Origin of the sequence: Bradyrhizobium sp. USDA 4541, assembly GCF_024171085.1 — a bacterium.
Taxonomy (GTDB): domain Bacteria; phylum Pseudomonadota; class Alphaproteobacteria; order Rhizobiales; family Xanthobacteraceae; genus Bradyrhizobium; species Bradyrhizobium australafricanum.
The window spans coordinates 3,596,700-3,616,666 of the sequence record NZ_JALJZF010000001.1 but is presented as its reverse complement, the minus strand read 5'-3'; the positions used below and the strand labels follow the sequence as shown (position 1 = coordinate 3,616,666).

Annotated in this window: 16 protein-coding genes and 1 pseudogene; 4 read left to right on the top strand and 13 right to left on the bottom strand. The window is 66.2% G+C overall.

Going from position 1 to position 19,967, the window contains the following annotated elements:
- Nucleotides 1-4 precede the first annotated feature (4 nt).
- The 5 genes from J2R80_RS16970 to J2R80_RS16950 all read right to left on the bottom strand — a co-directional run bounded on the left by J2R80_RS16970 (nt 5) and on the right by J2R80_RS16950 (nt 6,940).
- Complete coding sequence (locus J2R80_RS16970) at nt 5-3,232, bottom strand: adenylate/guanylate cyclase domain-containing protein (protein ID WP_076823719.1); 3,228 nt, start codon at nt 3,230-3,232, stop codon at nt 5-7.
- 80 nt (nt 3,233-3,312) lie between these two features.
- Nucleotides 3,313-4,605 (bottom strand): FAD-binding oxidoreductase, encoded by a 1,293-nt coding sequence (locus tag J2R80_RS16965; protein ID WP_253638940.1) that lies wholly within the window; start codon nt 4,603-4,605, stop codon nt 3,313-3,315.
- Between the two features lie 14 nt (nt 4,606-4,619).
- A complete protein-coding gene (locus J2R80_RS16960) occupies nt 4,620-5,351 on the bottom strand; it encodes an amino acid ABC transporter ATP-binding protein (RefSeq protein ID WP_168856247.1) in 732 nt (243 codons plus the stop codon).
- Nucleotides 5,348-6,001 carry an amino acid ABC transporter permease gene (locus tag J2R80_RS16955; RefSeq protein WP_057015170.1) on the bottom strand — a complete coding sequence of 218 codons (654 nt, stop codon included), beginning with the start codon at nt 5,999-6,001 and terminating at the stop codon, nt 5,348-5,350. The genes J2R80_RS16960 and J2R80_RS16955 overlap by 4 nt, the downstream gene beginning before the upstream one ends.
- Before the next feature lie 171 nt (nt 6,002-6,172).
- Complete coding sequence (locus J2R80_RS16950; RefSeq protein ID WP_253638939.1) at nt 6,173-6,940, bottom strand: ABC transporter substrate-binding protein; 768 nt, start codon at nt 6,938-6,940, stop codon at nt 6,173-6,175.
- A gap of 182 nt (nt 6,941-7,122) precedes the next feature.
- Here J2R80_RS16950 and J2R80_RS16945 point away from each other — a divergent pair, with 182 nt between their 5' ends.
- Nucleotides 7,123-7,770, top strand: a complete 648-nt coding sequence (locus tag J2R80_RS16945) for a cupin domain-containing protein (protein ID WP_253638938.1) — start codon at nt 7,123-7,125, stop codon at nt 7,768-7,770.
- A 218-nt stretch (nt 7,771-7,988) separates the two neighbouring features.
- Here J2R80_RS16945 and J2R80_RS16940 read toward each other — a convergent pair whose 3' ends face one another.
- Genes J2R80_RS16940 through J2R80_RS16930 form a run of 3 tightly spaced genes read right to left on the bottom strand, consistent with a single transcriptional unit; the run spans nt 7,989 to nt 11,800 of the window.
- Nucleotides 7,989-10,256 (bottom strand): xanthine dehydrogenase family protein molybdopterin-binding subunit, encoded by a 2,268-nt coding sequence (locus J2R80_RS16940; RefSeq protein ID WP_253638937.1) that lies wholly within the window; start codon nt 10,254-10,256, stop codon nt 7,989-7,991.
- 3 nt (nt 10,257-10,259) lie between these two features.
- Nucleotides 10,260-11,306 carry a xanthine dehydrogenase family protein subunit M gene (locus J2R80_RS16935; protein WP_253638936.1) on the bottom strand — a complete coding sequence of 349 codons (1,047 nt, stop codon included), beginning with the start codon at nt 11,304-11,306 and terminating at the stop codon, nt 10,260-10,262.
- Complete coding sequence (locus tag J2R80_RS16930) at nt 11,303-11,800, bottom strand: (2Fe-2S)-binding protein (RefSeq protein WP_057015174.1); 498 nt, start codon at nt 11,798-11,800, stop codon at nt 11,303-11,305. The genes J2R80_RS16935 and J2R80_RS16930 overlap by 4 nt, the downstream gene beginning before the upstream one ends.
- A gap of 152 nt (nt 11,801-11,952) precedes the next feature.
- Here J2R80_RS16930 and J2R80_RS16925 point away from each other — a divergent pair, with 152 nt between their 5' ends.
- On the top strand, nt 11,953-12,585 hold the full coding sequence (locus tag J2R80_RS16925) for a TetR/AcrR family transcriptional regulator (RefSeq protein ID WP_076824361.1): 633 nt from the start codon (nt 11,953-11,955) through the stop codon (nt 12,583-12,585).
- Between the two features lie 119 nt (nt 12,586-12,704).
- Here the strand turns inward: J2R80_RS16925 and J2R80_RS16920 are convergent, their stop codons facing one another.
- From J2R80_RS16920 to J2R80_RS16905, 4 genes are all read right to left on the bottom strand, one after another.
- Nucleotides 12,705-13,304, bottom strand: coding sequence for a hypothetical protein (locus tag J2R80_RS16920; protein WP_253625707.1), 600 nt, complete (start codon nt 13,302-13,304; stop codon nt 12,705-12,707).
- Nucleotides 13,305-13,356: 52 nt separating this feature from the next.
- Entirely contained in the window at nt 13,357-13,545 is a 189-nt protein-coding gene (locus tag J2R80_RS16915) for a hypothetical protein (protein ID WP_057015177.1), read from the bottom strand.
- 36 nt (nt 13,546-13,581) lie between these two features.
- Nucleotides 13,582-14,025, bottom strand: coding sequence for a hypothetical protein (locus tag J2R80_RS16910; protein ID WP_253607315.1), 444 nt, complete (start codon nt 14,023-14,025; stop codon nt 13,582-13,584).
- A gap of 373 nt (nt 14,026-14,398) precedes the next feature.
- The gene (locus J2R80_RS16905) at nt 14,399-14,752 is read right to left on the bottom strand and encodes a hypothetical protein (RefSeq protein WP_057015179.1); all 354 of its coding nucleotides are present in this window, start codon (nt 14,750-14,752) and stop codon (nt 14,399-14,401) included.
- 146 nt (nt 14,753-14,898) lie between these two features.
- Here J2R80_RS16905 and J2R80_RS16900 point away from each other — a divergent pair, with 146 nt between their 5' ends.
- Both J2R80_RS16900 and J2R80_RS16895 read left to right on the top strand, forming a co-directional pair.
- Entirely contained in the window at nt 14,899-15,102 is a 204-nt protein-coding gene (locus J2R80_RS16900) for a hypothetical protein (RefSeq protein ID WP_016844551.1), read from the top strand.
- 384 nt (nt 15,103-15,486) lie between these two features.
- Nucleotides 15,487-18,621: pseudogene (locus J2R80_RS16895) on the top strand (efflux RND transporter permease subunit).
- A gap of 23 nt (nt 18,622-18,644) precedes the next feature.
- Here the strand turns inward: J2R80_RS16895 and J2R80_RS16890 are convergent.
- Complete coding sequence (locus J2R80_RS16890) at nt 18,645-19,910, bottom strand: D-amino acid dehydrogenase (protein ID WP_253625705.1); 1,266 nt, start codon at nt 19,908-19,910, stop codon at nt 18,645-18,647.
- Between the last annotated feature and the right edge of the window lie 57 nt (nt 19,911-19,967).

The following is a 19,967-nucleotide window of genomic DNA, read 5'->3' as shown; positions in this document are numbered from 1 at the left end:
GCGTCTAGCGTCGCTCAAGATGCAATCGAAGCTGATCGAGTTGTGGTGTGAAATAGACTGCCCCCGAGACATCGAGCAGATTCTGAGCGCCGCCGACAATCTCGTCAAGCTCCTCATGTGACGTGCTGCCCAAGGCGCAAATGATCAGGCCGCGCAGCACGGTCGCGTGCAACTCGGCGACGCGATCGGTCCTTCGCCGCGCGACCATTAGCGCCTCGTCCACCGCTTGCAGGGCCGCATGGTGGTCGGCGGCGCGATAGAGCGCCTCGGCCAGATCCGCCAGCATGCGCGCCTCGAATTCGAGGCCGGCTCGCGCAGAGCGCGCAAAGTCGATCGCTTCCTGAAGCTGGGCGGCGGCAACCTTGAAATCGCCCGCGGCGCCGCTGGCGAGGCCGGCGCTGGCGAGCGCCGCGACCCGCAGATAGGGCGTGCCGGACTGCTCGGCCAGTTCGGCGATCCTCGCCGCATGCGGCTTGGCCAGTTCCGGCCGGCCGCGGCTCCAGCCCATCTCCACCATCGCAAAATGCGGAATGAACTGCACGACGGCGGCGAAGCGCTCCGGCTCGGCCCGCAGCACCTCGGCGATCCGCCGTTCGGCTTCGTCGAACCGGCCGAGCCGCACCAGAATTCTGGTGCCGAGACACCTGATCCAGTGCTCGACGTCGAAGCCGAGAATCTGGTTCGGGTTGAGGCCGAGTGTGACGTTGTTGTGAAAACCGCCCTGCTCGGCAATCGCGGCAACCGCCACCTGCCCGGCGTCGAGCGCCTCGGCAAGACGACCCGACAGGAAGAACGCCTGGCTCAGCATCGCATTGACCGTCGCAAACCGTCCGACGTCCCCGGTGCCGGAAGTGAGCTTCAAGGCGTCCTGCACGAGATTGACATAATCGTCGGCGGCCGCGGTCGCGGCCAGGATCCTGCCGTAGGCGCCGAGCAGGATCGGCTCGTGCACCGGGTCCGCCGCGCGTGCGTATTTGATAGCCTCTTCGGCGTAGGGCTTGACCTCTTCGGCGGACATCCCCTCACGCCAGCCGAAGTTGAGGATCTGGCCGCTCGACATCGCCCGCAGCCGGTCGACATATTCGGACGGGGGCTGGTCCTGCAGCAGGGCGCGAACCTTTTTCCAGCTTTTCATTGCCTCGGCGGAGTTGGTCTTGCCGATCCAGCGCGCCGCACGCTGCAAATGGGTGACCGCCTCCAGCGGCTGGCCCGCGGCCTCGTAGTGATAGGCGAGCAGCCCGGCAAACTCGTCGAGCTTGCCCCAGTCGAAGCCCTCGATGGCCTTGGCGACAGTCGCATGCAGCGTGGTCAGCCGCGACCGCAACTGGGTTGCGTAGGCGACCTCCTGGATCAATGGATGGCGAAACGCCAGCAGTCCCTTGTCGTAGGGCGGCAGGTCGTACAGCAGTTCAGCCTGGCGCAGCTGCGCGATGGCGTTCTGCAAATCGTCGTTCGGCAGCGCCGCGACCGGGCGCAGCACCGACATCGCGACCAGCCGGCCGATCACGGCCGCCGTCTCCAGCACCTGCTTGGCGATATCCTCGAGGTGATCGATGCGGGCGGCCACGACGGCCTGCACCGTCGCGGGCAGCGGCACCGCATCGACGCCATGCTTGAGCCGGTAGTTGCCGCGTTCGCCCTCGACATTGCCGCGCTCCACGACGGTGTTGGCAAGCTCCTCGATGAAGAACGGATTGCCCTGCGCGCGTTCGATGACGTTGCTGCTCAGCGAGGCGAGCGAGGGATGCCTGCCGAAATGCTCGCGGAGCAGCTCGTTCGAATCGGACCACGGCAGCGGCGGTATTGCGATCTGACGGTAGTGCGAACGCTGCATGAAAGGTGCCGTGAAGCCCGGCCTGAAATTGACCACCAGCAACGTCGCGGTGCCGACGATGGCATCGACCAGCGTCTCGACGAACTCTTCGCTCGCGGCATCGATCCAGTGCAGGTCCTCGATCATGACGACCGCCGGCGTGTCGCCGGGGCGCGCATGCACCAAGGTTCGAACGAGATCGAGCAGTTGCAGCCGCAGCGCGCGCGGATCGAGCTTCGGGGCCGGATACGCCGGATCAGCCAATCCGAGGAATTCGAGCAGCACCAGCAATTCCTGCTCCGACGCGGCCATCTCGGCGAAGCGGTCGATGACGCGACGCCGGGATGTCTCGATCGGCTCCTTGGCGCGGATGCCGAAGATGTCGCGCAACAGCTCGAGCACGGGCTGGAACGGTGTTGCGCGGCCATGCGCCAGCACGCGGGCCTCGTAGACGCGAATGCCCTTGCGGCGGCAGTTTTCGGCGAACTCGAAGCAGAGCCGGCTCTTGCCGATGCCGGCGTCGCCGACCATGCCGACGACCCGGCCGTCGCCGCCAACTGCACGCGACAGCTCATGCTCCAACGCCGCCATCTGCTCGGTCCGGTTGACCATCGAGGTCAGGCGGCGGCCGCTGCGGAAAACGTCGCTGGCGGGCGCGCTGAGCAGCCCGGTCAGCCGAAAGACCTCCACCGGCATGGAGATGCCGCGAATGGTCTGCATGCCGAGCGGCATGACCTCGACGAATTGCCTGGCGCCGAGATAGGTGTCCCGCGTGATGAGGATCGCCCCCTCATCGGCCATCTGCTCCATCCGGTTGGCGATATGGACGTTGGCGCCGGCGGCGTCGTAGGTCTGATAGATTGTGTTTTCCACCGTTTGAACGACGACTTCGCCGGTGTGCAGCCCGACCCGGATCTGCATGCCGGGATCGGCGAGCCTGGCCACCGAATCCTGCATGGCGAGCGCGGCGAGACAGCCGCGGACCGCATGATCTTCATGCGGGCGCGGCGGCGCGCCGAACAGCGCCATGACGCCGTCACCCTGGATCTTGTTGACGATGCCGTCGTAGCGGTGGACGGCTTCCTTCATCAGGTCGAGCACCGGCTCCAGCCGCCGCATTCCGAGTTCGGGATCGCCGAGGCTGTCGATCAGATTGGTCGAGTTGCGGATATCGGCAAACAGCAGAGTGAGGTTCTTGCGTTCGCCGCCCTTGGTGCTCAGCGAACGCAGCAGCCGCTGCGAGGGCGCGTCGGGACGGACGCTGCCCGCGGCGAGCGCGGTGCCGCAGCGGCCGCAGAAGCGGCTGGAGGGCCCGTTCACATGCTGACAGGAGTCACATTTGAGGCCTAATGGCGCACCGCAATCTTCACAATAATCGTTGCCAGCCCGGTTTGCGCGGCCGCATCGCTCGCACTGCATGAACAGCCTTTCAGTAAAGACTGCGAATATATCCGACGCGCGAGATTAGCCCAGCACATTCTGTAATTGTGTTAAATGCCTCACACACCAAGGCGGTCCCGCACCCGGCCGGTCAGCACGGCCGTGATGACGCCGACCCGCCAGAAGGCGTGCATCGGGATCGGCTTGATGCCGGTCACGGGCATGTCGATCTCGGCCTTGGGGCCGCCGATCAGCCGGCGCGCCAGCTGTGCGCCCATCGCGGTCGAGAGCGCGACGCCGCGGCCGTTGCAGCCGAGCGAGATCAGCAAATTCTCCGCGGGCTCATGGACATGCGGGTAGTGATCGGCAGTGATGGCAAGACGGCTGTTCCAGCCGTGGGTCCAGCTGACGCCCTTGAGCTGCGGCCATAGCCGCTCGGCGTAACGGATCAGATAGGCGACGTCGGTCGGCTTGCTGATCCAGCGCGTCGGGCCGCGGCCGCCCATCAAGAGCCGGTTGTGCTGGTCGATGCGGTAATAGACCGTGATGTGGCCGCTTTCGTAGAGCACCGGCCGGGTCGGCATGATCGCGCGCGCGATCGCCTCGGACAGCGGCGCGGTCGCCGCGATCGACGAGAACACCGGCACGATGCTGCGGCGAAGCGCCGGCCAGAGATCATCGGTAAAGCCGTTGGTCGCGAGCAGCACCTTGTCGGCGAGCACGACCGCGCGCGGCGTCTCGATCCGCCAGCGGCCGCCGTCGCGGCGCAGCCGCAGCGCCGGGGTCTCGCCATGGACGGCGACGCCGGCCCCGATCGCGGCGCGCGCAAGCCCGCGGGCATAGCTCAGCGGATGCAGGTCGCCGCCGCGCGCGTCCAGCATGGCGCAGAGGTAACGGTCGCTGCCGGTCATCTGGCGCATCTCGGCGGCGTCGAGCAGCTTCACCGGCATGCCACGCCGGATGCACTGCTTTGCGGTGGTCGCGATCGCCGCTGCGCTGGCTTCGTTGTAGGCGGCGCGCAGCGTGCCGTTCTGCCTGGCCTCGCAGGGGATCTGGTAGCGGCGGATCAAGTCATGCGTGAAGTTGGTGGTGCCGTAGGAGAATTCGATCATGCGGCGGCCGAGATCGGTGCCGAAATCCTGCTCGATCTGGTCGGGGTCGTGCTTCAGTCCCGGATTGGTCTGCCCGCCATTGTTGCCGGAGGCGCCCCAGCCCGGCTCCTGCGCTTCGAGCACGGTCGCCAGCACGCCCTGCTCGGCGAGGTGCAGCGCGGTCGACAGGCCGGTGAAGCCGCCGCCGATGATCGCGACCGGTACGCTCTTGTCCGACGTCAGCGGAGGCGTCGGCGTCGCCTGCACCGCGGCGTCGGCATAGAGGCTCGGTGGCAGCGGCAGGCGGATTGGCGCGTTCATTTCAAGTGACCTGATCACAGCGGATGCAGCACGCGGCGCAGGAAATCCTGGGTGCGCGGGTGCTGGGGTTGGTTGAGGACGGATTTGGCGGCGCCCTGCTCGACGATGACGCCGCCGTCGATGAACAGCACGCGGTCGGCGACGTCGCGGGCAAAACCCATCTCGTGGGTGACGACGACCATGGTCATGCCGTCGTCGGCGAGCTTGCGCATCACCGACAGCACCTCGCCGACCAGCTCCGGATCGAGCGCGGAGGTCGGCTCGTCGAACAGGATCGCCTTCGGCTGCATCGCCAGCGCCCGCGCGATCGCGACGCGCTGCTGCTGACCGCCGGAGAGTTTTGGCGGGTGCACCTCGGCCTTGTCGGCGAGCCCGACCTGCGCGAGCAGCGCGCGGCCGCGGGCAATCGCCTGCTCGTGCGGCTCCTTCTTCACATAAAGCGGCCCCTCGATGACGTTCTCGAGGGCGGTGCGATGCGGGAACAGGTTGAAGCGCTGGAACACCATCGAGACCTGGGTGCGGATCGCCACGATCGAGCGGTCATTGCTGTCGACGCGCGCACCCTCGACGCTGATCTCGCCGCGATCGTAGCTCTCGAGCCCGTTGATGCAACGCAGGATGGTCGACTTGCCGGAGCCGGACGGGCCGATGATGCAGACCACCTCGCTCCTGGCGACGGAGGCGGTGATGCCCTTCAGCACCTCGACCTTGCCAAAGCTCTTGTGGACGTCGCGGAGCTCGATCATTTGCGGTTCGCCTTGTTCTCGAAGTGCCGAACCAGCAGGATGAGCGGGATGCTCATGGTGAGGTACATCAGCGCCACCAGCGTGAACACGCTGGTGTTCTTGAAGGTCGAGGATGCGATCAGCTTGCCCTGCAGCGCCAGCTCGGCCACCGTGATGGTGGACGCCTGCGAGGAATCCTTCAGCATCATGATCATGATGTTGCCGTAGGGCGGCAGGATGATCCTGACCGCCTGCGGCAGCACCACGCGGCGCATGGTGAGCCACCAGCCCATCCCGATGGTCTGCGCCGCCTCGATCTGCCCCTTGTCGATCGCCTCGATGCCGGCGCGGAAATTTTCCGCCTGATAGGCCGAATAGGCGATGCCGAGCCCGATGATCGCGGCCTGCAGCGCCGACAGCGCGATGCCGAAATCTGGCATCACGAAGTAGATGTAGAACAGCAACACGATGATCGGGATGCCGCGGATCACGTTGATCAACGAGGCGCTGAGCCCGACCAGGACGCCGATGCCGGACACCCGCATCAAGGCCCACACCAGCCCGAGCACGGTCGAAAGGACGAGCGAGCCGACGGTGACGACGATGGTCAGCCAGACACCCTGCAGCAGGATCGGCACGAACTCGACGGCGTCATGAAAGAATTTTTGCATCGGCTCAAACGTATCCAGTCCCGACACTATTCGAACGTTACCTCCGTCATCCTGAGGAGCGGCGTCTTCGGCGCGTCTCGAAGGATGTACGGCCCGGCTGGTGGCCGTCGACCCTTCGAGGCTCGCTTCGCTCGCACCTCAGGGTGACGGATCACTTCGGGACATGAATACTCACGATGCGTTGGCCTTCTGGCTCCACTTTTCTAAGATCTTGGCGATCGTGCCGTTCGCCTTCAGCTTGGCGAGCGAGGCATTGATCTTCGCGAGCAGCTCCGTGTCGCTCTTGCGGACGCCGATCGCGACCGTGCCGACGGTGACTGGCTTGTAACCGTCGACCAGCCGAACGTCGGCGAAATTGCCCTGCTGCAGATTGTAGGCGAGGATCGGATAATCGGCGAAGCCGGCCTTGAGACGGCCCGCATTCACGTCGCGCAGGATGTCGGGAATGGTGTCGTAGACCTTGACCTCGCTGAACAGCCCGGTCTTCTTCAGCGCGTCGACAAAGGCAGTACCGACCTGGGCGCCGACCACGGTGCCCTTCAGATCCTCCTGCGAGGCATAGGCCTTGGTGTCGGCCTTCGGCACCACCAAACCTTCACCGTAGGTGTAGACCGGCTCGGAGAAGTCGATCACCTCCTTGCGCGCGGCGGTGGCGAACATCGCGGCCGCAATGATGTCGATCTTGTTCGCGGTCAGCGAGGGAATCAGCGCCGAGAACTGCATCGGCTCGATCTGCACGGTAAAGCCGGCGTCCTTGCCGATCTCGGTGGCGAGATCGACCATGATGCCCTGGATCGAGTTGGACTTGGTGTCGAGGAAGGTGAAGGGAATGCCGGTCGGGGTCGAGCCGACCTTCAGCACCTGCTGCGCCCCTGACGGCGCGATCAAGGCAAGGGCAAGCGCCGCCACCGCGGCCTGGACGAGACGCTGAAACGACATCGCAACACCTCCCGAAGCTGGCCTTGGCGCCGCATCGCCCGCGCGTTTCGGGCTTTTGGTTGCGGTCGACGCCGTTCCGGCCTATTTTCACCAATATGAAATTGTGGTCACGAAACCGCGGCCAATGCAAGCGGTTTTCATGCACATGAAGGAAGCGGACTGACGTGAGCGGCGGCAAGAGAATGCGTAAAGGCGCGGCAGCGAAGCCCGCAACGGCACGCCGCGCGGCCAAGAAACCGGCCGGCAAGCCGGCGGAGCCGGCGATGGATCTCGCGGTCGGACGCCGCATCCGCGACCTGCGCCGCAGCAAGGAAATGTCGCTGGAGGTGGTCGCCGCGCGCACCGATTTGTCGATCGGCTTCATAAGCCAGATCGAGCGCGGCCTGTCGTCGCCCTCGCTGCGCGTGCTGGCGACATTGGCCGACGTACTCGGCGTCGGCATCGCCGCGCTGTTCGGCGCGACGCCCAGGGATGACGGCGCCGGCGGCATCGTGACCCGCGAGGTGCAGCGCGCCGAGTTGAAGCTGTGGCGCACGGGAATTTCAAAGCAGCTGCTGAGCCCGGCCGGCAGCGAGAGCCGGCTCAACCTGTTCCTGGTGCATCTCGAGCCCGGCGGCAACACCGGCGACGAGTTCTATACCCATGACGGCGAAGAGGCCGGCCTCGTGCTCCAGGGCGAGATGACGCTGACGGTGGACACGGAGACCTGGACTCTGAAGCAAGGCGACAGCTTCAGATTCGCGAGCCGGAGGCCGCACCGGTTCTCCAATCCCGCGCGCGATGCGAAGGCCGTGGTGCTGTGGGTGAATTGCGTGACGGCGGCGGGGTGACGGCCCATCTCCCTCCGCCGTCGTCCCGGCGAAAACCATCCAGCGTCGTCCCGGCCTAGTGCGCAATTGCGCACGGGGGCCGGGACCCATTACCACCAATCTTGATTGTCGAAGGGGAAGCGGCCCCAGCGTCCTACCATAACTCACATTCGTGGTTATGGGTCCCGGCTTTCGCCGGGACGACACCTGTTATTATGGAGCCCTCACGTCGAGCCGCATCACCTCAACCCCATCACCACTTCCTCGATCTTGATCGGGAAATTCCGCACGCGGATGCCGGTGGCGTGGAAGACGGCGTTGGCGACGGCGCCGGCGCTGCCGGTGATGCCGATCTCGCCGACGCCCTTGATGCCGAGCGGGTTCACATGGGGATCGTGCTCGTCGACCGTGATCACCTCCATCGGCGGCACGTCGGCATTCACGGGCACATGATACTCGGCAAGGTTCGCATTCAGGATGCGGCCGGACCTCTTGTCCATCACCGCCTCCTCGTGCAGCGCGAACGAGAGGCCCCAGATCATGCCGCCGCGCAGCTGGCTCTGCACCATCAACGGATTGATGATGCGCCCTGCAGCGAACGCGCCGACCAGCCGCGTGGCGCGGATCTGGCCGAGCTCCGGATCGACCTTCACCTCAGCAAAGACAGCGCCATGCGCGTGCATCGCATATTGCGATTGCGCCGCCGGATCGGCCGCACCCGTGCCGGAGGCCTCGACCTCGGCAACGCCAGCGCGCGCCAAGATCTCGGCGTAGCTTTCGCTGCGCGCGTCATCGTCGCGGCGATGGAGCCGCCCGGCCCGCGCCACCACGCCGGCATTGCCGGCGCCGAACAGCGGCGAGCGCTCATCGGAGGTCGCAAGCTCGGCGAGTTTTGCGATCACCGCCGCACCGGCATTGTGGATCGCGGCACCGACCGTTGCGGTGTGCGCGGAGCCGCCGGCGATGCCGGCATCCGGCAGGTCCGACGTGCCCGACAGGAACGAGATCTGCCCGAGATCGAGCGCGAGCGCATCGGCCGAGATTTGCGTGAGCGCGGTCCAGGCGCCCTGCCCCATGTCATGCGCGCCGCTCTCCATCACGCCGCGTCCGTCGGCGCGGATCACGGCCCGGGCATTGCCCTGGAACATCAGCGCCGGGAAGGTCGCGGTGCCCATGCCCCAGCCGACCAGAAAGCCGTTCTCGTCGCGCATCTGCCGCGGCTGCAGCGGACGCCGCGCCCAGCCGAAACGGTCGGCGGCCTTGGCGTAGCACTGCCGCAGCGCCTTGGAGGAAAACGGCTTGCCGGTGGTCGGCTCGACCTCGGCATAATTCTTCAGCCGGAATTCCAGGGGATCGATGCCGCAGGCGAACGCCGCCTCGTCGATCGCGCTTTCCAGCGCGATCGATCCGGTAGCCTCGCCCGGCGCGCGCATGAACAGCGGCGTGCCGGTGTCGACGCGCACCGCCTCATGCGCGGTGCGGATCGCCGGGCTGGCATAGAGCGTGTGCGAGGCGTCCGCCGCCGGCTCATAGAAATCGTCGAAGCTCGACGTCGTGACGCGCGCCTCGTGATCGAGCGCGGTCAGCAGGCCGTCGTCACCGGTGCCGATCCGGATGCGCTGGCGGGTCTGCGGACGATGGCCGACCGGGCCGTACATCTGGCTCCGCCGCAGCACCAGCTTAACCGGACGCCCGACAAGCTTCGCCGCCATGATGCCAAGCACCTGCGGCCCGGAGACCAGGCCCTTGGAGCCGAAGCCGCCGCCCAGGAACGGGCTGTTGATGTGGATGTTGCCGGGCGGAACGCCGAACAGGCCGCCGATCCGCATCTGCGCCATCGCCATGCCCTGGCTCGGCGTGTCGAGGAACAGGCGGTCGCCGTCCCACACCGCGACGATCGCGTGCGGCTCCATCGCGTTGTGGTACTGCGCGGGCGTCTCGTAAGTTGCGTCGATCCGCTTCGACGCAGCGGCAAGGCCAGCATCGATATCGCCGTGCCGGACTTCGGCGGGATTACCGATGCCGACCACCGGCGGCGCGTAGGCTTCGCCGGCGTCGAGACCGACACGCGCGATCTCGACCTGATAGCGCGGCGACAGCAGCGCGGCGCCTTCGGTGGCGGCCTCCAGCGTCTCGGCGATCACGACCGCGATCGCCTGGTTGGCGTAGCGCACCTCGTCGCTCTGCAAGAGCTCCATGCGGAAGGCGAACGGATTGCCCTTGGCGTCGGGGTCTTCGGCGAGCTCCGGCTTGTGCGCCGGCGTCATCACGTCGATGACGCCGGGGTGGCGCTTGGCGGCGGCGACGTCGAGCGCGGTGACGCGGCCGCGCGCGATGCAGCTGGTCGCGATCACGGCATAGACCATGCCGGGCGGATGATTGTCGGCGGCATAGCGGGCCTTGCCGGTCACCTTCAGCGTGCCGTCGGTGCGGGTCAGCGGCTGGCCGATATTCGAGCCGTGCCTGAGATGGGCGGGGTCGCGGGTCAGATTGAGTTCAGCCGTCATGCGTTACGCTCCTGCAACGGATGAGAAGGGAGAGCCCGGCAGCGCGGGAATGCGATCCGGCGTGCCTGCAGCAGCAAGGGTGAGCGCGCGCACGACGATGCGCTGCGCGAGCTCGATCTTGAAGGCGTTGTCGCCGGACGGTTTTGCGCCCGCGAGCGCGGCGCGCGCCGCCTCGCGATAGGTCGCCGCATCCGGCGCGGCGCCCGCGAGCACCTGCTCGGCCTCGCGCGCTCGCCACGGCTTTGCCGCGACGCCGCCGAGCGCCAGCCGCGCCTCGCGGATCTTTCCATCCTCGATGCGCAAGCCGGCCGCGGCCGAGACCACCGCGAACGCGTAGGACGTGCGCTCGCGCACCTTGATGTAGCGGGCATGCCCGGAGAAGCCTTGCGCTTCGGCCGGTAGCCGCAGCGCGACGATCAGGTCGCCGCGCTCCAGCGCGGTCTCGCGCTCCGGCGTCTCGCCCGGCAGACGGTGCAGCGCCTCGAGCGGCAGCTCGCGCCGGCCGGTCTTGCCCTCGATCTCGACGACGGCGTCGAACGCGACCAGCGGCACGCAGAAATCCGACGGATGGGTTGCGATGCAGCCCTCGCTCCAGCCGAGCACCGCGTGCAGGCGGTTCTCGCCCTTCAGCGCGTCGCAGCCGGCGCCCGGCCAGCGCCGGTTGCAGGCGCTGCCGGCGTCGTAGAAATAGGCGCAGCGCGTTCGCTGCATCAGGTTGCCGCCGACGGTCGCGGCATTGCGCAGCTGGGCCGACGCGCCCGACAGCAACGCCTCGGCGACCGCCGGATAGTCGCGCGCAAACTCCGCGTCATGCGCGAGATCGGCATTGCGCACTAGCGCGCCGATCCGCAAGCTGCCGTCGGCCAGATGCTCGATGCGGTCGAGCCCCGGCAGACGCGTGACGTCGACGAGAAGGCTCGGCCGGCTGACGCCGCCCTTCATCAGGTCGAGCAGATTGGTGCCGGAGGCGAAATAGCTCGCGCCCTTCTCGGATGCCGCCGCGATCGCGTCCGCGACGCTGGCCGGCCTGACATAATCGAAGTTCATCATGCGGAGCGCCTCTGCTTGGTCGCGTTGATGTCGGCCTGCGCCTCGAGCACGGCCTCGGTGATTCCTTGATAGGCCCCGCAGCGGCACAGATTGCCGCTCATGCATTCGCGCACGCGCTCCGGATCGTCGCCCGCCTGGCCTTCCTGGATCAGGCCGATGCCGCTCATGATCTGGCCCGGCGTGCAGAAGCCGCACTGGAAGCCGTCATGGGCGATGAAGGCGGCCTGCACCGGATGCAGCTGGTCGCCGCGCGCGACGCCTTCGATGGTTGTGATCTCGGCGCCGTCATGGCTGACGGCAAGCGCGAGGCAGGAATTGATGCGGCGGCCGTCGACCAGGACGGTGCACGCGCCGCACTGGCCGCGGTCGCATCCCTTCTTGGTACCGGTGAGGTCGAGCCGCTCGCGCAACAGGTCGAGCAGGGTTACGCGGGGGTCGTCGAGGGCAATTTCCCGGCGGACACCGTTGATAGTGAGGCTGAGTGGGAGATTCATGCAGGGCTCCGATCCGTGTATGGTCGGTTTGAATCGAGGCAACGGAAGCCCGTGGCCGCCGATGCAGGATCGGCGCGCCTTGTCAGGCCCGTTGCTGGTCGCCATATACGGAGGCATCCTCCGTTTACAAGGGAGGGTGAAAAGAAAAAGCGATGGCCGCTCGATCACCAGAAATTGCACGCAAGCCCCGCGCCGACGCCGTGCGCAATCGCGAGCGCGTGCTGGAAGCGGCCAAGGCCGTGTTCTCGGCCGGCGGCAGCGAGGCGAGTCTCGAGGCGGTGGCGCGCCATGCCGGCGTCGGCATCGGCACGCTCTATCGCCACTTCCCGACGCGCGAAGCGCTCTATGAGGCGGTCTACCGCCGCGAGGTCGAGCAGCTCGGCGATCTGGCCGAGCAACTGCAATGCGCGCCCGAGCCGGTCGAGGCGCTGCGGCGCTGGCTGCGCGCTAACGTGGAATTCGTCGCCACCAAGAAGGGCATGGTCGCAGCACTGGCGCTGGTCGCTCACGGCTCGACCGAGCTGCACGCCTATTCGTTCGACCGCCTGACCAAGGCGATCGGCACCCTGCTCGCGCGCGCGGTCGCGGCCGGTGCGATCCGTGGCGACATCAGCGCCGAGGACGTGCTGCGGGCGCTGATCGGCATGTGCTACATGCACGACCAGCCCGGCTGGCAGACCACTGCGCTCCGGCTGTTGGACGTATTCGTGGACGGCTTGCGGGTGCAGCCGGTCGGCACAACGGCAAAGCCTGCGAAGAAAGCCAACCCAAAGCCGTCGCGCTGACCTTACCCATCGTAGCCCGCATGCGCGCAGCGACATGCGGGACCGACTGCCCCGGATGTCGCGGAGCCTGTCATCGGCGGGCCATCACGCGACCCGTTGGCTCAACGGGCTATGCTTGTTCAGGCCTCCATGTTGAAGAGGATGCCGAGCGGCAGCCGGGGTCCTGCCGGATTGACATGAAGCACCGCATCGATGGTGCGCGCGGCGGGGGATGACGGCTTCATCCAGTCAAGATGACCGGCGAGCCAGGATCGCGGTTCCGCAGCCAGCACGATCGCCGCCCCCCAGTCATCCAGCGGATTGTCGCGGGCCAGCGCCTGCTCGCGGCCGGGAATGGTTGTGCCGGCGGCGCCCATCAGATGATGCAGCACCGCCTTGGCAAGCAGGTCGTCGAAACGTCCGTCATCGACCCGTTCGCTCCCGACCGCATCGATTGCGAACAGCGCGTCGGCTTCGGCGCGACTGACCGAATGTCCGGCGCGACCGGCGGCACAGAGGATGCGCGCACATAGCGCGGCGTCGGCGGCGTCGATCGTTCGCGAGAAATGCGCCCGGCCGGCCACCGTGGGTCCCTCGCCCGCGATGATGTCGCAATACACCAGCGCGAGCGCCGCGGCGCTGCGGGCCGCAGCGTCGGACGTTGACCTCGCGATTTCGGCAACAAGATCCTCCGCGCCGCGAGGCGCATGCGGGGGCAGCTCAAACTCATGGGCACGCATCGATCGCTCTGCTGTTGATTGCCGCCCGCCCCACGATGGCGGCGGCCACCGCTCAAGGACGTCCGGTGCGTGGCCGCAGCCACCGCATGATGATTTCATGCGGTGTTCGACGGCTGCTGCGCGGCAGGTCGTGCCGCTGCAGCGACGCCGTTGCAAAGGCGGCCGCCTGCTCGCTGGATTGCCGTTTCTCGCGCGCCAGCAACATCCATTCGCGGATCACGGCGCGTCGCACCTTGGACATGGTGATTTCCCCTCGCGATAAGCCGCGTTCAGCGCGTCAGGCCGCAAGCTGCAGCGGATGGGCTTGCGACCTCCGTGCCGACAGCGCGCAGCCGTACTGATGCACGATGCCCTGCTCGACGACGAAGCCGCGCCGCTCCAGCGACGCCCGCAGGCTTTGGTTGGCCGAGGGCTTCTGGGCATCGACCCACACCACCAGCACCGCACGGGCGCTAAGGACATTCGTCAACCAGTCCAGCGCCGGCTCGAGCGAGAGAAGCGTGCGCCGCCGCCAATCGACCAGCGCAACGTCGTACTGACCGGCGGGGCGGCCGCAATTGCCCGACGCCGCCGCGCGCGCGTAGCCGCGCCGCTGCAGCTCGAACATCAATTCCATGCTCCTCGTGCCGGCCACGACGATGCGCTGTTGCGTCGTGCAGCCGGCAAGCGCGATCATCGGCTCGATGATCCGGTCGCCGATAGCAATCTGAAGCGAAGACATGACATCACCTTTCGGTTCGCTGCCGCGCTCGCGGCCGAACCTCAACGGTCTGGCCTGCACGCGAGAGCGTCTGCGTCGGGCTCAATATCTTCAGGGCGGGATATGAATTCGAGAGCGCCGCGGGCTCTACGGCATATGAGCCGCATAAGCCCGCGCCGGATGCGATGGCTGCGGTCGCTGAGCACGGTGGCCGCGCAAGTGTGCTAAAGTGCACAGACGATCAGGTTGGCATTCGGTTAGATCGTCGCATTGCCAAGCCTGGTACATACATATCTGTTCATATTCGCGATCCAGCCCGGCCATCGCGCCGGGCTCTTTCGTCGCCGAACGCGACCGTAATGAAAAACCCCGCGCTGAGGCGAGGCTTTCGCGATCATCGCGGATTGGTCCGCGTTCCGCTGTTGTTGCCGGGAAGGTTTGAGGTCCCGGTCCCGGTCGCGGAATTGTTGTTTGGGTCGGTCCAGTAGTTCGGCGTCGAGGTGCCTGGGTTGTTCATGTTCCCGGTCGTGCTGCCGGGCGGATTGCTCATTCCCGAGCCGGTTCCCATCCCGGTGGTGCCGCCGGTGCCGGTTCCTGTGCCGGAGCTTCCGGTCCCCGCGCCTGCACTCGCACCGCCGGCCGATCCGCCACCGGCGCCGCCCCCACCGCCGCCGCCACCCTGCGCGAAGGCGAGCGATGTCGACAGCATCACGGCCGCAGCCAATCCGATCGTTGCCAGTTTCTTCATGTGAGGTCCTTTCCTGGTTCGACCGGAAGCAACGTGGACCGCAAGGCGCACGTTCCTGCACGGCGGGACACACATCCGGCGCGGGCTCGCGAGGAACATGATGCTGGCTGTCCTGTTGAGCGGAATAGCGTTCCCGGAGGTGCGCGATGAAGACGCTTCAAATGCAGCACGAGATCACGGCCGAGCTGGAAAGACGATCCGGTGTCACTGGCCTGAAGCTGATCCGGCTCAAGGGCTATACGCCGAGCTGGGATCTCGGCGGCACCCGCGAGACCGCCCTGGACGAGGCGAAGGAAAAGGAACTTCGCGACATCGTGACCAGGATGCAGGACGAGTTCGACATCGCCTAGGACCGCTGCACGAGCAAGTTGCATTGGACAAGCCGCGGCTGAACAATCATAACGCCCCCTCGTGGCGTCGAACCAACCGCGCGCGCAATAATATGTCGTCCCACGACATATTCTGCGCCAGCGACATTTTTGACGCTTCCCAAACGGCGATAACGGCACGCGAATTCCGGCCATTGAACGAACGTCGAATGTGCGATCCGACGTTTCCATTCGCGCGGCATGCCCCGGAATGATTATGCTGGCAAAAAACAGGTAGACGCGGAGGCAGCTCCGCGATCTGCCGATTGGCCATGGCGAGGAAAACGCGCGTTCGCGCTCGAGCTTTCGAGGACGACTCCCGACCTTCGGGAAAAGATGCGCCTGCCGTTCATTTGGATCGCAGAAATGAACGAGAGCATCTCATCTCGGTTTATCCGCTACCCGATCGGCACCTCGCTGCTGATGGCCGGCATTCTGTTCGTCGGAATGGTCGCCTATCCCCTGTTGCCGGTCGCGCCGCTGCCGCAAGTCGACTTTCCGACCATCCAGATCTCCGCAAGTCTGCCCGGCGCCAGCCCGGAGACCATGGCCTCCTCGGTTGCGCAGCCGCTGGAGCGGCAATTCGCGCAGATTCCGGGCATTGCCCAGATGACCTCGACGAGTTCGCTCGGGTCGACCGCAGTCACCATTCAGTTCGATCTGAACCGCAGCATCGACGGCGCCGCCAATGACATCCAGGCGGCGATGAATGCCGCAGGTGGCCAGTTGCCCAAGAACCTGCCGACGCCGCCGACCTATCGCAAGGTCAACCCGGCGGACTCGCCGATCCTGCTGCTGTCGGCGACCTCGGACACCCTGCCCCTCATCACCGTGAGCGACGCGGTCGACGCCCAGCTCGGGCAGCAGATCAGTCAGATCTCGGGCGTCGCCCAGGTGTTCATCGGCGGGCAGCAGAAGCCTTCGATCCGCGTGCAGATCGATCCCGCCAAGCTGGTCGCCAAGGGGCTCTCGCTGGAAGATATCCGCGGCCAGATCGCGATCACGACGGTCGACAGTCCGAAGGGCAACATCGACGGCACGAGCCGTGCCTACACGATCTACGCCAACGATCAGTTGCTGGATGCCAAGGACTGGAATGACGTGATCATCGCCTACCGCAACGGCGGCCCGTTGCGGATTCGCGACATCGGCCAGGCCGTCGCCGGGTCGGAGGACATGAAGCGGGTCGCCTGGGCGGACGGCAAACGCGGCGCGTTCCTCGTCATCTTCAAGCAACCCGGCGCCAACGTCATCGGAACGGTCGACAGGATCAAGGAGCAGCTTCCAAGGCTCGTCGCCGCGATTCCGCCCGCCATCAAGATCAAGATCATCAGCGACCGGACATTGACGATCCGTGCCGCGGTCGAGGACGTGCAGATCACGCTGCTCATCACCATCGTTCTGGTCGTCATGGTAATCTTCCTGTTCCTGCGCAGCTTCTGGGCGACGGTGATTCCCGCCGTGACCGTGCCGCTCGCGCTGCTCGGTGCCTGCGCGCTGATGTGGGTGTTCGGCTACACGACGACAACCTTTCGCTGATGGCACTGACGATCGCCGTCGGCTTCGTGGTCGACGATGCCATCGTGATGCTGGAAAACATCACGCGATACGTCGAGCAGGGCGCGCTGCCGCTCGCCGCGGCATTGCAGGGCGCCGGCGAGATCGGGTTTACCATCCTGTCCATCAGTATCTCGTTGATCGCGGTGCTGATCCCGCTGCTGCTGATGGGTGGCGTGATCGGCCGACTGTTCCGCGAATTCGCGGTGACCCTGGCGATGGCGATCTTCGTCTCCCTGGTGGTGTCGCTGACGCTGACGCCGATGATGGCATCGCGCTTCCTGCGCGCGCATGGCGAAACCAGGCACGGCCGGCTCTACCAATGGAGCGAGGCGGCATTCGACAGGATGCTGCATGCCTATGAGCGAGGGCTTGATCGGGCGCTGAGCTGGAGCCGGACCACGCTCTGCATCTTCTTCGCGACGGTCGCACTGTCGGTCTATCTGTTCCTGATCATTCCGAAGGGATTCTTCCCGCAACAGGACAATGGCTTCCTGAACGCGGTGTCGGAGATGGCCCAGGATATCTCTTTCGCCGACATGGAGCAGCACCAGGAAGAACTCAGCAGGATCGTTCGGGCCGATCCCGCGGTGGAGAGCATGGCCGAGTTCATCGGCGGCGGCGGCACCGCGCTGAATTCGGGTCGCATGTACATCACGCTGAAGCCGCGCGAGGAGCGCGACGCGAATGCGCAGCAGATCATCGCGCGGCTGCGGCCGAAGCTCGAGGCGGTCGAGGGAGCACGTCTCTACATGCAGGCGTCCCAGGACGTCCGGCTGGGCGGCCGCGCCACGCGGACGCAGTTCGAATACACGCTGCAGGATGCAAAGCTCGACGAGCTGAACGAATGGGCGCCGAAGATTCTGGCCAGGATGAAGACGCTACCGGAACTGCGCGACGTCGCCACCGACCAGCAGACCGAGGGAACGACGCTGACGCTGACCATCGATCGCGACACCGCGTCGCGCTTCGGTATCCAGCCGCAATTGATCGACGACACGCTGTACGACGCGTTCGGCCAGCGCCAGGTGACCCAATACTTCACCCAGCTCAACAGCTATCACGTCATCCTGGAGATCCTCCCCGAATTGCAGGGCAAGCTCGACACGCTCAACAAGCTCTACATCAAGTCGCCGACCACGGGGGACGAGGTGCCGCTCTCCGTGTTCTGCAAGTGGACCACTATTCCGGTGCGCCCGCTCGCGATCGCGCACCAGGGACAGTTTCCTGCGACCACGATCAGCTTCAACCTCGCGCAAGGGGTGGCGCTCGGCCAGGCCACCGATGCGATCCAGAACGCCGTCGCCGATCTCGGTGCTCCAGCCACGCTCGGCTCGAGTTTCCAGGGCACCGCGCAGGCCTTCCAGCAGTCACTGAGCTCGGTGCCGCTGCTGATCCTGGCCGCGCTGGTCGTGGTCTACCTGATCCTCGGCGTGCTCTATGAGAGCTACATCCATCCGCTCACGATCCTGTCCACGCTGCCATCGGCCGGGGGTCGGCGCGCTGGCGATCCTGATGGCGTTCGGGTTCGATTTCAGCCTGATCGCGCTGATCGGCATCATCCTCCTGATCGGGATCGTGAAGAAGAACGGCATCATGATGGTCGACTTCGCGATCGCCGCCGAACGCGAGGAGCATCGGTCGCCGCGTGAATCGATCCGGAAAGCGGCCCTGCTGCGCTTCCGCCCGATCGTGATGACGACGATGGCGACGCTGCTCGGCGGCGTCCCGCTGATGCTGGGCACCGGAACGGGATCGCAAATCCGTCAGCCGCTCGGCTATGCGATGGTCGGCGGCCTGATCGTGAGCCAGGCGCTCACGCTGTTCACGACGCCGGTCGTGTATCTCTATCTCGACCGATTCTCGAATGCGCTGTCGAGCTGGACGGCAACGAAGCGCGACGACGATGTCGAACCGTCCGTGACCAGGAACCCCGCCGAATAGTGGCTCGCGTGCGGCAATGGGGCTTACCCGAACCTGACATCGTAGCGCTTGATCGACAGCTCCTTGGTGTCGATCTCGGGCTTCTTCCCCGAGAGCATGTCCGCCAGCACCCGGCCCGAGCCGCAGGCCATGGTCCAGCCGAGCGTGCCATGACCGGTGTTGAGGTGCAGATTGGCAAAGCGCGTGGCCCCGATCACCGGCGGGCCGTCCGGCGTCATCGGGCGCAGCCCGCACCAGAAGGTGGCCCTGGGAAGGTCGCCGCCGCGCGGAAACAGGTCGGTCAGCGAATGATCCAGCGTCGCGCGCCGCGCGGCGTAGAGCTTGGTCGAATAGCCCGAGATCTCGGCGGTGCCGCCGACCCGGATGCGATCGCCGAGCCGGGTGATCGCGACCTTGTAGCTCTCGTCCATCACGGTCGATTCAGGCGCGCCGGACGCGTCCCTGATCGGCACGGTGATCGAGTAGCCCTTAACCGGATAGACCGGCAGCGAGATGCCGAGCGGCCGCAGCAGGATCGGCGAATAGCTGCCGAGCGCCAGCACATAGGCGTCCGCCGTCATCATCCCGGCGCTGGTCGCGACGCCGGTGATCCGGGTCGCGTCCGCATTCAGTCCGTCGATGCCGACATTGAAGTTGAAGCGAACGCCGAGCTTCTCGGCTTCCAGCGCCAGGGCCTGCGTGAACATGTGGCAGTCGCCGGTCTCATCATGCGGCAGCCGCAGCCCGCCGGCGAACTTTTCCTTCACGCCGGCCAGCGCGGGCTCGGCGGCGATGCAGCCCTCGCGGCCGAGCACCTCGAACGGCACGCCGTACTGCTTCAGCACCGCGATGTCGTCGCCGGTGTGATCGAGCTGGGCCTGCTCGCGAAACAGCTGCAGCGTGCCGCGCGCACGCTCGTCATAGCGGATGCCGATCTCGGTGCGCAGCGCCTGCAGGCAGTCGCGGCTGTATTCCGCGATCGGGATCATCCGGCTCTTGTTCACCGCGTAGCGCGCAGTCGTGCAGTTGCGCAGCATCTTCAAGAGCCAGAGCCACATCACAGGATCGAGCTTGGGGCGGATCACCAGCGGGCCGTGCTTCATCAACAGCCACTTCACCGCCTTGACCGGCACGCCGGGGCCGGCCCACGGCGATGAGTATCCGGGCGACACTTCGCCGGCATTGGCAAAGGAGGTTTCCAGCGCGGGCTTCGGCTGACGGTCGATCACCGTCACCTCGTGGCCTGCGCGTGCAAGGTAATAGGCAGAGGTGACGCCGATCACGCCACTGCCGAGAACAAGGACCTTCACTTTTCCTCACATCCTGCAGCGAAAACGCAATCGCCGCTGCGAAACCAGTCTGCTTCG

Bases quoted from the DNA above. Each gene is read 5' to 3' on its own strand.
- J2R80_RS16970 (WP_076823719.1), bottom strand. From the start codon at position 3,232: ATGCAGTGCGAGCGATGCGGCCGCGCAAACCGGGCTGGCAACGATTAT.
- J2R80_RS16965 (WP_253638940.1), bottom strand. From the start codon at position 4,605: ATGAACGCGCCAATCCGCCTGCCGCTGCCACCGAGCCTCTATGCCGAC.
- J2R80_RS16960 (WP_168856247.1), bottom strand. From the start codon at position 5,351: ATGATCGAGCTCCGCGACGTCCACAAGAGCTTTGGCAAGGTCGAGGTG.
- J2R80_RS16955 (WP_057015170.1), bottom strand. From the start codon at position 6,001: ATGCAAAAATTCTTTCATGACGCCGTCGAGTTCGTGCCGATCCTGCTG.
- J2R80_RS16950 (WP_253638939.1), bottom strand. From the start codon at position 6,940: ATGTCGTTTCAGCGTCTCGTCCAGGCCGCGGTGGCGGCGCTTGCCCTT.
- J2R80_RS16945 (WP_253638938.1), top strand. From the start codon at position 7,123: ATGCGTAAAGGCGCGGCAGCGAAGCCCGCAACGGCACGCCGCGCGGCC.
- J2R80_RS16940 (WP_253638937.1), bottom strand. From the start codon at position 10,256: ATGACGGCTGAACTCAATCTGACCCGCGACCCCGCCCATCTCAGGCAC.
- J2R80_RS16935 (WP_253638936.1), bottom strand. From the start codon at position 11,306: ATGATGAACTTCGATTATGTCAGGCCGGCCAGCGTCGCGGACGCGATC.
- J2R80_RS16930 (WP_057015174.1), bottom strand. From the start codon at position 11,800: ATGAATCTCCCACTCAGCCTCACTATCAACGGTGTCCGCCGGGAAATT.
- J2R80_RS16925 (WP_076824361.1), top strand. From the start codon at position 11,953: ATGGCCGCTCGATCACCAGAAATTGCACGCAAGCCCCGCGCCGACGCC.
- J2R80_RS16920 (WP_253625707.1), bottom strand. From the start codon at position 13,304: ATGCGTGCCCATGAGTTTGAGCTGCCCCCGCATGCGCCTCGCGGCGCG.
- J2R80_RS16915 (WP_057015177.1), bottom strand. From the start codon at position 13,545: ATGTCCAAGGTGCGACGCGCCGTGATCCGCGAATGGATGTTGCTGGCG.
- J2R80_RS16910 (WP_253607315.1), bottom strand. From the start codon at position 14,025: ATGTCTTCGCTTCAGATTGCTATCGGCGACCGGATCATCGAGCCGATG.
- J2R80_RS16905 (WP_057015179.1), bottom strand. From the start codon at position 14,752: ATGAAGAAACTGGCAACGATCGGATTGGCTGCGGCCGTGATGCTGTCG.
- J2R80_RS16900 (WP_016844551.1), top strand. From the start codon at position 14,899: ATGAAGACGCTTCAAATGCAGCACGAGATCACGGCCGAGCTGGAAAGA.